Annotated in this window: 10 protein-coding genes; 5 read left to right on the forward strand and 5 right to left on the reverse strand. The window is 74.2% G+C overall.

Going from position 1 to position 11446, the window contains the following annotated elements; translation table 11 throughout:
• Positions 1-22: 22 nt before the first annotated feature.
• Complete coding sequence (gene mgrA, locus KK617_RS02115) at positions 23-1075, reverse strand: L-glyceraldehyde 3-phosphate reductase (protein ID WP_277497750.1); 1053 nt, start codon at positions 1073-1075, stop codon at positions 23-25.
• 196 nt (positions 1076-1271) lie between these two features.
• Between mgrA and KK617_RS02120 the strand changes: the two genes are divergently transcribed.
• The 5 genes from KK617_RS02120 to KK617_RS02140 all read left to right on the forward strand — a co-directional run bounded on the left by KK617_RS02120 (position 1272) and on the right by KK617_RS02140 (position 5371).
• Entirely contained in the window at positions 1272-1913 is a 642-nt protein-coding gene (locus KK617_RS02120) for a response regulator transcription factor (RefSeq protein ID WP_277497751.1), read from the forward strand.
• A 134-nt stretch (positions 1914-2047) separates the two neighbouring features.
• Positions 2048-2404 (forward strand): hypothetical protein, encoded by a 357-nt coding sequence (locus KK617_RS02125; protein ID WP_277497752.1) that lies wholly within the window; start codon positions 2048-2050, stop codon positions 2402-2404.
• Between the two features lie 102 nt (positions 2405-2506).
• Positions 2507-4066 (forward strand): malate:quinone oxidoreductase, encoded by a 1560-nt coding sequence (locus KK617_RS02130; RefSeq protein ID WP_277497805.1) that lies wholly within the window; start codon positions 2507-2509, stop codon positions 4064-4066.
• Positions 4067-4187: 121 nt separating this feature from the next.
• A complete protein-coding gene (menB, locus tag KK617_RS02135) occupies positions 4188-5015 on the forward strand; it encodes a 1,4-dihydroxy-2-naphthoyl-CoA synthase (protein WP_277497753.1) in 828 nt (275 codons plus the stop codon).
• 152 nt (positions 5016-5167) lie between these two features.
• On the forward strand, positions 5168-5371 hold the full coding sequence (locus KK617_RS02140; protein WP_277497754.1) for a hypothetical protein: 204 nt from the start codon (positions 5168-5170) through the stop codon (positions 5369-5371).
• Positions 5372-5440: 69 nt separating this feature from the next.
• Here KK617_RS02140 and KK617_RS02145 read toward each other — a convergent pair whose 3' ends face one another.
• The 4 genes from KK617_RS02145 to ppc form a co-directional block, all read right to left on the reverse strand.
• Positions 5441-6154 carry an enoyl-CoA hydratase gene (locus KK617_RS02145; RefSeq protein ID WP_277497755.1) on the reverse strand — a complete coding sequence of 238 codons (714 nt, stop codon included), beginning with the start codon at positions 6152-6154 and terminating at the stop codon, positions 5441-5443.
• 70 nt (positions 6155-6224) lie between these two features.
• Positions 6225-7184, reverse strand: coding sequence for an L-histidine N(alpha)-methyltransferase (egtD, locus tag KK617_RS02150; RefSeq protein WP_277497756.1), 960 nt, complete (start codon positions 7182-7184; stop codon positions 6225-6227).
• Positions 7181-8545 (reverse strand): ergothioneine biosynthesis protein EgtB, encoded by a 1365-nt coding sequence (egtB, locus tag KK617_RS02155; protein WP_277497757.1) that lies wholly within the window; start codon positions 8543-8545, stop codon positions 7181-7183. The genes egtD and egtB overlap by 4 nt, the downstream gene beginning before the upstream one ends.
• Before the next feature lie 102 nt (positions 8546-8647).
• Positions 8648-11443, reverse strand: a complete 2796-nt coding sequence (gene ppc / locus KK617_RS02160) for a phosphoenolpyruvate carboxylase (protein WP_277497758.1) — start codon at positions 11441-11443, stop codon at positions 8648-8650.
• Positions 11444-11446: the final 3 nt, after the last annotated feature.

An 11446-nucleotide genomic window follows, 5' to 3' on the forward strand; every position in this document is an offset into this window, starting at 1 on the left:
TCCCGGTGGGTCGCCCGCCCCGTCAGGCGATGCCGTCGGAGTCGCGGGCCGCGGCCCACAGGTCGATGCCCGAGTCGACCGCATGCCGGTCGATGGCCGCGAGCTCGTCGTCGGACAGCTCGAGGCGCTCGGTGGCGGCCACGTTGGCCCGCACCTGCTCCGCGCTGCTGGCCCCGACGAGCACCGACGTGACCTCGGGGCGGCGCAGCGCCCACGTCAGCGCGAGCTGGGCGAGCGTCTGGCCGCGGTCGCGGGCGATGGCGTCGAGGGCGCGGACGTGCTCGAGGGCCTCGTCGGTCAGCAGGTCGGTCGACAGCGACTTGCCCTGGCTGGCGCGGGAGCCCTCCGGCACGCCGCCGAGGTACTTGTCGGTCAGCATCCCCTGCGCCAGCGGCGAGAAGGCGATGCACCCGACTCCGAGCTCGCCGAGGGTGTCGAGCAGGCCGCGGGTCTCGATCCAGCGGTTGAGCATGGAGTACGACGGCTGGTGGATGAGCAGCGGCGTCCCCAGCTCGTCGAGGATGCGCGCGGCCTCGCGCGTGCGCTCCGCGGAGTACGACGACACCCCGACGTAGAGCGCCTTGCCGCTGCGCACGATCTGGCCGAGGGCGCCCATCGTCTCCTCGAGCGGCGTCGTCGGGTCCGGGCGGTGGTGGTAGAAGACGTCGACGTGGTCGAGCCCCATCCGCCTCAGCGACTGGTCGAGGCTGGAGACGAGGTGCTTCCGCGAGCCGCCGACCTGGCCGTACGGGCCGGGCCACATGTCCCAGCCCGCCTTCGAGGAGATGACGAGCTCGTCGCGCAGGTCGCGGAAGTCGGTGCGCAGGTGCCGCCCGAAGTTCTCCTCCGCCGCGCCGTAGGGCGGCCCGTAGTTGTTGGCCAGGTCGAAGTGCGTCACGCCGAGGTCGAAGGCGGTGCGCAGGATCTCGCCCTGCCGGTCGAACGGCACGTCGTCCCCGAAGTTGTGCCACAGCCCGAGGCTGACGGCCGGCAGGTCGAGGCCGCTGCGGCCGGTACGGCGGTAGGGCAGGACGTCGTAGCGGTCCGGGGCCGGCGTGTAGGTCATGGACCCCATCCTGGCGGGGCGGCGCAACGCGGCACCGCCCGGTCGCGCCGCCGTACCGGCGCAAAACGCGGCCTTCCTTGCGCGCGGCTTGAGCAAGCCGCCTCCCGCCCGAAAGTAAAATCTGCGACGCCGCGCCGCAGCACCGAGGCCGGCGTCCAGGTCGAGTCCGACCGGGGCCCCGACCTCCCCCGACCTGGAGCGCCCGATGAGCACCGACCCGAGCGCGGCCGTCCTGCTCGTCGGGGACGACCGGATGGTGACGTGGGGCATCCGGATGCTGGTGGCCGCCAGGCCCGCCACGCCCCTGCTCGGCACGGTGCCGCTGTCCGCGCGACCCGTCCGGGCCCCGCGCGGACCGGACGGCGTGCCGCTCGTCGTCGTGCTCGTCGAGCCGGACGTGTCCGAGGTCGCCGCGCTGGCCGCCCACTTCCGCGCGCTCGCGCCCGGCGCCCGGCTCCTCGCGGTGCTGCGCCCCGTCGACATCGAGACCTGCGACCCGACGGACCTCGACGGCGTGCACGGCTGCGTGTCCAGCGGGTGCGAGCAGGCGGCGCTCGCCTCGGCCCTGGACGCGGTCGCGGCGGGCTTCCCGGTCCACGACCCCCGGCTGTTCGCGGACCGGGCGGTGGCCGGCGGCCAGGAGGTGGGCTCCCGGGTCCTCCTGCTGTCCGACCAGCAGCGCGCGGTGCTCGCCCTCATCCGCGACGGGCGCAGCAACCGGGACATCGCGCGCCGGCTGCAGCTCTCGGAGAGCACGGTGAAGAACCACGTCACGCAGCTGCTCCTGCGCCTCGAGGTCGGGAACCGGATCCAGGCCGCCGTGCTGGCGGCGCAGGCGCCCGCCTGAGCCTGATCGACCTCCTCACCCGTACGGGTGGGACACCCGCAGTCGGGGGTGACGGATGGTGACCACGCGCGTACCGTCGAAGGAAATCGCCCTCGAGAGCCCGGGGACGGCACGACCGTTCGAGGGAACTCCCGATGATGGCGAAGAACGACGACTTCGAGATACGCCTGGAGCCCGACGGCTCCGTCCTCCACGTCCGCGGTGTCGTGGACCAGCTGAGCGGCCCCGACCTGCGCGAGTTCCTGGAAGCGCGAGTCAGCGGCAGCGGCCCCCTGACCGTGGACCTCGCCGACGTGGACATCCTGCTGGCCGCCGGGCTGCGCGAGCTCGACGCCGGCGTGCGGTCCGTGCGCGAGCGGGGTGCGCTGGTGGACGTCCGCGCCCCCGAGGGCACCATGGCCCACCGGGTGCTGGACGTCGCCCGACGCCTCAGCACGCAGACGGCGCCGGGGTACACCACCGGCCGCGCCACCGGGCTCGTCGAGGCCTGAACGCAGGTGCTCCTCCGCCCCCGCGCGTCTACCAGCGCGGGGGCGGAGGGCGCAGCGGTGCACGCCGCGCGAACCGTGTGACCTTCGTCTCCAAACCGCCCGCTGAGGCCCTCTCGATGTGCGTCGCGCACCTGCAATCGGTCTAATCGCAGGGTGAGCGAACCAGTCGACGTAGTGCTGATCGGTGGCGGCATCATGAGCGCGACCCTCGGGTCGTTGCTGCAGCAGCTGGAGCCGGAGTGGGACATCAAGGTCCTGGAGCGGCTCGACTCGCTCGCCCAGGAGAGCTCGGACGCGTGGAACAACGCGGGCACCGGCCACTCGGCCCTGTGCGAGCTCAACTACACCCCCGAGAAGGCCGACGGCTCGATCGACATCACCTCCGCGGTGAAGGTCAACGAGCAGTTCCAGCTCTCGCGCCAGTTCTGGACGTTCCTCGTGCAGAGCGGGCGGCTCCCCGAGCCCCGCGCGTTCATCACCCCCACGCCGCACATGAGCTTCGTGTGGGGCGCCGGCAACGTCGCCTACCTGCGCAAGCGGTACGACGCGCTGCGCGACCACCCGCTGTTCGCCGGCATGGAGTTCTCCGACGACCCCGAGGTCATCCGCACCTGGGCCCCGGCGCTCGTCGAGGGCCGCCAGGGCGACGAGCCCGTCGCCGCGACGTACGCCGCCGCGGGCACGGACGTCGACTTCGGCTCGCTGACCCGCCTGCTCACCACCTCGCTCGTGGAGGGCGGCGCGGAGCTGCGCACCGGTGCCGACGTGCGCTCGCTCAAGCGGGCCGAGGACGGCACCTGGGTCGTGCGCGGCAAGCAGCGCGGCGAGAAGTTCGAGCTGCGCGCGCGCTTCGTCTTCGTCGGCGCCGGCGGCGGCGCGCTGACGCTCCTGCAGAAGTCGCGCATCGCCGAGATCCGCGGCTTCGGCGGGTTCCCCGTGAGCGGCGAGTTCCTCCGCACCCGCAACCCCGAGGTGGTCGGCGAGCACCACGCCAAGGTCTACGGCAAGGCCGCCGTCGGCGCGCCGCCCATGTCGGTGCCGCACCTCGACACCCGCGTCGTCAACGGCGAGCCGAGTCTGATGTTCGGTCCGTACGCCGGGTTCAGCCCGCGCTTCCTGAAGAACGGCTCGCTGTTCGACCTGCTGAAGTCGGTGCGACTGCACAACCTGGTGCCGATGCTCCAGGTGGCGGTGCGCAACCTCGACCTCGTGCGCTACCTGCTCGGCCAGCTCGTCGCGCGCCGCAGCACGAAGTTCGCCGAGCTGCAGGCGTTCTACCCCGCCGCCCAGCCGGGCGACTGGGAGAAGATCGTCGCCGGCCAGCGCGTGCAGGTCATCAAGAAGGACCCGGAGAAGGGCGGTGTGCTGCAGTTCGGCACCGAGGTCGTGGCGGCCGCCGACGGCTCCATCGCGGGTCTGCTGGGCGCCTCGCCGGGCGCGTCGACGGCGGTCGCGATCATGCTCGACCTGCTCGAGCAGTGCTTCCCCGACCGCTGGGCCGCCTGGGAGCCGACGCTCGGCGCGATGGTGCCCAGCAACGGCGCCCCGCTGGCCTCCGACCCCCAGCGCGCCCGCGAGCTGATGGTCGCCACGTCCCAGGCCCTCGGCCTCGACGACGACGGCGGCGACCCCGGCGACGGCGGCCTGCGCGCCTCCGCCTGAGTCGCCCCGCACAGTCGCGACCGCCCCCGACGCCTCGGCGTCGGGGGCGGTCTGCGTCCGGGGACGGGTCCGCCGTACCCGAGGGAGCCGGTGTTCGGCGCCCGGGGCCACAATGGCGCCCATGAGCGAGACCACCTGGACGACGTCGGGCGACTACGAGGACATCATCTACTCCACGACGGAGGACGGGATCGCCAAGATCTCGATCAACCGCCCCGAGGTGCACAACGCGTTCCGCCCGCAGACGCTGATCGAGGTCTCCCACGCCCTCGACGTGGCCCGCGAGGACGAGGGCATCGGGGCGATCATCCTGACCGGCGAGGGCGGCAAGGCGTTCTGCTCCGGCGGCGACCAGCGGGTGCGCGGCGACTCGGGCTACAAGACCGACCCGGGCGCCACGGGGCGCTTCCACGTCACCGACCTGCACGTGCAGATGCGCCGCTGCCCCAAGCCGATCGTGGCCTCGGTGGCCGGCTGGGCCATCGGCGGCGGCCACGTGCTCCACCTCGTCTGCGACCTCACCATCGCGGCCGACAACGCCCGCTTCGGGCAGGTCGGGCCGAAGGTCGGCTCGTTCGACGGCGGGTACGGCGCGAGCATCCTCTCCGACCTCGTCGGCCCGAAGAAGGCCAAGGAGATCTGGTTCCTCTGCCGTCAGTACGACGCGCCGGAGGCCCTGTCGATGGGTCTGGTCAACACCGTCGTGCCGCTGGCCGACCTCGAGGCCGAGACCCTCAAGTGGTGCCGCGAGATGCTGGCCCTCTCGCCCTGGGCGGTGCGCCTGTCCAAGCTGTCGTTCCACGCCCACGAGGACGGCTACGCCGGCATCCAGCAGCTCGCCCACGACGCGAACCTGCTGTTCTACGGCCAAGCCGAGGCGCAGGAGGGTCGCGAGGCGTTCAAGGCGAAGCGCACGCCAGACTTCACGCAGTTCCCCCGCCGCGCCTGAGCGCCCGGCGTTCGTGGTGGCAGCGCCGCGGAATCCCTGGCGCTGCTACCACGAACCGGCGGACGTGGCGGCTCGGCGGGCCCTAGGGTGCGGGACGTGGAGCGACGCGTGGCCTCCAGGGTGCTGACCCTGCTGCTCGCCGGCCGTCGTGCGTGATCGTGGCCCGCGACGTCGCCGGGAGCACCCGCGAGGACTGGATCGCCGCCGCCCGCTTCCTGTCGACCTACGGCGCCGGGGCCGTCGTGGCGTCAGCGGCGCTGTTCGCCGTGCTGCGGCTCGTCACCGGGGCCGTCGTCGTACGGCGGGCCGCCCCCGCGGCGCCCCCGCCCGAGCCGGACGCCTCCCCGGGCGACTGAGCGCCCGGCATTCGTGGTGCCAGCGCCACGGAAACCCTGGCGCTGCTACCACGAACGGGGTCCGGGACCTCAGACCCCGCGGAACACCGGCGTGCGCTTCTCGCTGCGGGCGGCGGCGGCCTCGCGGACGTCCTCGCTCGCCCAGCAGGCGGCGAAGGTGCGCGCGACGTCCTCGTCGCTGCCGCCGTTGAGCACCAGCTTGTTGTGGGCCAGCGTCAGCGGCGCCAACGTCGCGATCTCGGCGGCCCAGGCCAGGGCGTCGTCGAGGGTGCCGGTGCGGTCGACGAGGCCGTACCGCACCGCCTCGTCCACGTCGACCGTCTCGGCGGCGAGCATGAGCCGCCGCGCGAGCCCCCCGCCGGCGACCTCCTGCAGGGTGCGCATCGTCCAGGCGTCGACGGCCATGCCGTTGCGCGCGGTCGGTACGCCGAAGCGCGCGCCCGCGTCGGCCACGCGCAGGTCCGCCGCCAGCGCCAGCTGGGTGCCGGCGCCGATGGCCGGACCGTTCACCGCCGCCACGACCGGCACCGGCAGGCGGGTCAGGCCGTGGAGCATCCCGTAGAGCGCCTCGAGGAACTCGTCGCCGTACACGCCCCCGAGGTCGGCGCCCGAGCAGAACGACGAGCCCTCGCCGGTCAGCACCAGCACGCGGGCGCCGGCGTCGACCTCCTCCTGGGCCGCCGCCGCTATCGCGCGGCACAGCTCGAGGGAGAGCGCGTTGCGGCGCTCGGGGCGCTGCAGGGTCAGGAGCGAGACGGATCCGTCACGGGTGGTGGCGAGCACCCCCGCAGCCTAGGACGCACCCGCCATACGCCGACCGGGCGCCCGGACCACGGAAGGCCCGGCCCCCCGGTCAGGCCCGCCGCGCCAGGGTCAGCGCGAAGTCCCCGGGCGCGTCGGTCCACGCCCTCACGACGACGAACCCCGCACCCGCCAGCTCGGCCGCGACCTGCTCGCGGCTGAACTTCGTCGAGATCTCCACCTGGATCTCCTCCCCGGAGCCCAGGTCGAGCTCGAGCCCGGCCCCCGGGATCCGCACGTGCTGCGGCCGGTCGCTGCGCACGCGCAGGTCCATCCGGCCCAGCCGCGGGTCCCACAGCGGCGCGTAGGAGAACGCGTCGAGGTCGAAGTCGGCGTCCAGCTCGCGGTTGAGCACCCGCAGCGTGTTGAGCACGAACCGCTCGGTGACGCCGCTGGCGTCGTCGTACGCCGCCACGAGCCGCTCGACCGGCTTGAGCAGGTCGGTGCCCAGCAGCAGCCACTCGCCCGGCTCGAGCGAGTCGGCGAGCGCGCCGAGGAAGGCGCCGCGCTCCTCGACGTACAGGTTGCCGATCGTGCTGCCGAGGAACGCCACGACCCGGCGGCCCACCTCCGGTCCGCGGGGCAGCCGAGCCAGGTGGGTCGTGAAGTCCCCGACCACGGGGGTGACCTCCAGGCCGGGGTGACGGTCGGCGATGCGGACCGCCGCGTCCTGCAGCGTGGCCTCGGCGACGTCGAGCGGCACGAAGCCCCGCAGCGGCCCGTGGCTGCGGCCGGAGTCCGTCAGCGCGTCGAGCAGCAGCCGGGTCTTGTCGCTCGTGCCCGACCCCAGCTCGACGAGCGTCGCCGCGTCGCAGGCCGCGGCAATGGCGGGTGCGTGCTCGGCGAGGATCGAGCGCTCGGCCTCGGTCGGGTAGTACTCCGGCAGCCGCGTGATGGCGTCGAACAGCTCGGAGCCGACGTCGTCGTAGAGCCAGCGCGGCGGCAGCCGCAGCGGGCGCGACCCGAGCCCCCGGCGGACGTCGGCGGCGAGGGCCTCCGTGGCGGTGCTCATCGGCCCACCCCCACCGGGGCGCCGCCGTCGGCGAGCCGCACGCCCGACAGCGCCCAGCGGGAGGCGTGCGGGAAGAAGTTGCGGTACGTCGTGCGGGCGTGGCCCGGCGGGGTCAGCGCGCAGCCGCCCCGCAGCACCATCTGGTTCGACATGAACTTGCCGTTGTACTCCCCGATCGCCCCCTCGGGCGGGTGGAAGCCCGGGTAGGCGTGGTAGGCCGACGAGGTCCACTCCCAGCAGTCGCCGTGCACCTGCCGCAGCCGCGGCCCGCCCGCAGCGGCGGGCGCGGCCGGGCGCGGGTGCCACGTCGCGGTGTCGGCGAGGTTGCCCGCGACGACCTCGGCCTGGCCGTCGGTGACGACCGCGTGCTCCCACTCCGCCTCGCTCGGCAGCCGCGCCCCCGCCCAGGACGCGAACGCGTCGGCCTCGTAGAAGCTGACGTGCGCCACCGGCAGCGTCGGGTCGACCGGCCGCGTGCCGTGCAGGGTGTGCTCGAACCAGGCCCCGTCGCGCTCGGTCCAGTAGAACGGCGCACGCCAGCCCTCCGCCTTGACGCGCCCCCAGCCGTCGGAGAGCCACAGCTCGTGCCGCGCGTACCCGTCGTCGGCCATGAACGCCATCCACTCGCCGTTGGTGACGAGGCGGTCCGCGAGGCGGTAGGGCTCCAGCCACTGCCGGTGGCGCGGCAGCTCGTTGTCGAAGCAGAAGCCGTCGCCGGTGTGTCCCACCTCGACGAGTCCGCCCTCGACGTCGACCCAGCCCATCGGGCCGGGGTCGGCCGCGGCGAGCGGGCCGGGGGCGCCGGCGTACACCGGCTCCATCGGGTTGCGCGAGAGCACGTGCTTGATGTCCATCAGGAGCAGCTCCTGGTGCTGCTGCTCGTGGTGGAACCCGAGCTCGACGGTCGGCAGCAGCCGCCGCAGCGTGCCCTCGTCGGCGTCCGCGAGCACGGCCCGCACCCGCTCGTCGACATTGCGGCGGAACGCGCCGACCTCGTGGGCCCCCGGCCGGGTGACGAGCCCGCGGTCGGGGCGGGAGTACCGCGGGCCCAGGGACTCGTAGTAGCTGTTGAAGAGGAACCAGTACCGGTCCTCGTACGGCGCGAAGCCCGGCTCCGCGTCGGCCAGCAGGAACGTCTCGAAGAACCACGTCACGTGCGCCCGGTGCCACTTCGTCGGGGAGACGTCGGGCATCGATTGCACCGTCTGGTCCTCGGGCGAGAGGGGCTCCGCGAGCCGCTCCGTGTGGGCCCGCACCGCGTCGTACCGCGCCAGCAGAGCGTCGACGGCGCCGTACGAGCCGAGGGCGTCGTCGACCACGCCGTCCAGTGCGGTGTCGGGGGAGGGGTCGGTCGCAGTCATCGCCGCGTCCTTTCGCCGGGGGCCGGGGATCGGGGACCGGCCGAGGTAAAGACTGCCTCGCCGCACCGACGTTCGGTAGCCCGCCGGGTTGCCGTGAGGTGGTCAGCCGGTGTTGCGGAGGCCGGCCGCGATGCCGTTGATCGTCAGCAGCAGCGCCCGCCGCACGTCCGGGTCCGGCTCTTCCCCCTCGGGTACGGCGCGTGCCCGCCGCAGCAGCGACACCTGCAGCGCGTGCAGGGGGGCGAGGTAGGAGTCGCGCAGCTCGAGCGTGCGCCGCAGGACGGGCGCGTCCTGCAGCAGCGACGACTGGCCCGTGACGGCGAGGACCTGCTCGACGGTGCGCCCGTGCTCCGCTCGCACCACGTCGAGCAGGCCGGCCCGGTCGTCGGGCACGAGCGCCGCGACGTACTCCGCCGCGATGGCGAGGTCGGTCTTGGCCAGGGTCATCTGCACGTTCGAGAGGAAGGTGCGGAAGAAGGGCCAGGAGCCGTACATCTCGCGCAGCGTCTCCTCGTGCCCGGCCTCGACCGCGGCCGCGAGGCCCGACCCCACGCCGTACCAGCCGGGGAGGATGAACCGCGACTGCGTCCAGCCGAAGACCCACGGGATGGCCCGCAGGTCGTCGAGGCCACCGGCGCCGCCGGGGCGCTTGGCCGGCCGGGACCCGATGTTCATCCGGCCGAGCTCGTCGACGGGCGTCGCGGCGACGAAGAACGGCACGAGGGCCGGGTCGCGCACGAGCGCGCGGTAGGCGTCCTGCCCCGCCGCGGCGACGACGTCCATGGTGCCGTCCCACCGCTCGCGGACCTCGGCCGGCGACCGCGAGGTGCGGTGCAGCAGCGTCGCCTCGACGACCGCGGCCAGGGCCCCCTCCAGGTTGCGGCGCCCCAGGCCCGGCAGGCCGTACTTGTCGGAGATGACCTCGCCCTGCTCGGTGATCTTGATCGAGCCGGTGAGCGAGCCGTCGGGCTGGCTGGTGATCGCCTCGGCGGTCGGGCCGCCGCCCCGGCCGACCGAACCCCCGCGGCCGTGGAACAGGCGCAGTCCGACGCCGTGGCGGGCGGCCACGTCCCGCAGGGCGCGCTGCGCGCGGTGGATCTGCCACTGCGAGGCGGCGATGCCGGCGTCCTTCGAGGAGTCGGAGTAGCCGAGCATGATCTCCTGGACGTCGCCGCGGGCCGCGACGACCCGTCGGTACGACGGCTCCGAGAGCAGCGCGTCCAGCAGCGGTCCGGCCGCCTCGAGCTCGGCGACGGTCTCGAACAGCGGCGCGAAGCCGATCCGCGCCGTCGCCTCCTCGCCGCCGAGGTCGACCAACCCCACCTCGCGGGCCAGCACGACGACGGCGTACAGGTCGTCCACGTCGTGCGTCATGGAGACGATGTAGGTCTCGATGACGCCGTCGCCGTAGGTGTCGAGCGCCGCGCGGATGGTGCGCACCAGGTCCAGCGACGCGGTGGCGGCCTCGCCGAGGCCGGTGGTGCCCGCGCCGGTGAGCGGACGCCGAGCCGCCATCTCGCGGCGCAGCACCGCGATGCGGGCGGGGCGGTCGAGGTCGGCGTACGGGCGGTCGAGCTCGCCGGTGCGGTCCAGCAGCTCGCCGAGCGCCGCGTGGTGGCGGGCCGAGTGCTCCCGGACGTCGAGCGTGGCGAGGCCGGCGCCCAGGGCCACGGCCGTGCGCAGCAGGCGCAGGATCGCGCCGTCCCCGGTGAGGCGGTCGCCCGCGGCCAGCATCGAGTCCCGCACGAGCGCGAGGTCGGCCACGAGGTCGTCGAAGGACAGGTAGTCGCGACCGGGCTCGTGCGGCCTGCCCTCGCGCAGCCGGTCGCGGGTGCGCAGCAGGCGGACGCGGACGAAGCTGAGCTTGAGGCGGTAGGGCTCCTCGGCGTTGAGCCGACGGACGCTCTCCCAGGTGACGGGCAGGGCGCGGGCGTCCTCCTCGACACTGGCCAGCAGCGCGGGCGACGGCTGGACGACCCGGGTGGACGCCGTCATCTCGGTGAGCAGCTCGTCCGTGGCGGTGACGAGCTCGGCCAGTCCGGCGGCGTGCTGCAGGTGCAGGACGTCCAGGGTGACCGCCGGGGTGACGTTCGGGTTGCCGTCGCGGTCGCCGCCGGCCCACGTGCCGAAGCGCAGCGGCCGGGCGGTCGCGGGGAGGGCGACGTCGAGGGTGGCCAGCTGGCGGTCGAGCTCCTCGAGCAGCTCGGGCACGACCTCGCCGGCCAGGGAGCGCAGGTAGTACACGGCCGTGCGGGCCTCGTCGCCCGGCTCGGGACGGGCCACCCGCAGCTCGTCGGTCTGCCAGAGCAGGTCGACGAGCTCCGCGAGGCGCCGCTCGTCGCGGGCGCGCAGGGACGCGGACCGGCGGGGGTCCTCGAGCGCCTCGACGACCTCGGCGACCTTGCGCAGGAGCCGCAGCACCGTGCGGCGGCTGGACTCGGTGGGGTGGGCGGTGAAGACGGGGCGGTACTCGACCCGGCCGAGCAGCTCACCGAGCTCCTCGCGCGACAACGAGCCCTCCTCGAGCGCGGCGGCGATGCGGCCGACGGTCGCCGCCAGCGGGCCCTCCTCGTCGACCTCCTCCTGCCAGCGGTGCAGCTGCTCGGTGGTGTTGACGAGCTGGAAGTACGCCGTGAACGCCCGCGCCAGCAGCACGGCGGTGGCCGGCTCGACCGCGTCGAGCACCGAGCGGAGGTCGGCGTCGCTCGGCTGGCGGGCGAGGTGACGCACGCGCTCGACGAGATCGAGCACCTCGGCGCCCTCGTGCCGGGCGACGGCCTCGCCGAGCAGCGTCGTCAGCTGGCGCACGGAGGCCCGCAGCGCCGCATGGGTCGAGTCCGAGCGGACGCCGCCGCCGAAGGTCGATGCGTCGGGCGTCCTGCTCGTCTCGCTCGTCATGGG

Source organism: Nocardioides sp. ChNu-99 (assembly GCF_029493445.1).
In the GTDB taxonomy this organism is placed as follows: domain Bacteria; phylum Actinomycetota; class Actinomycetes; order Propionibacteriales; family Nocardioidaceae; genus Nocardioides.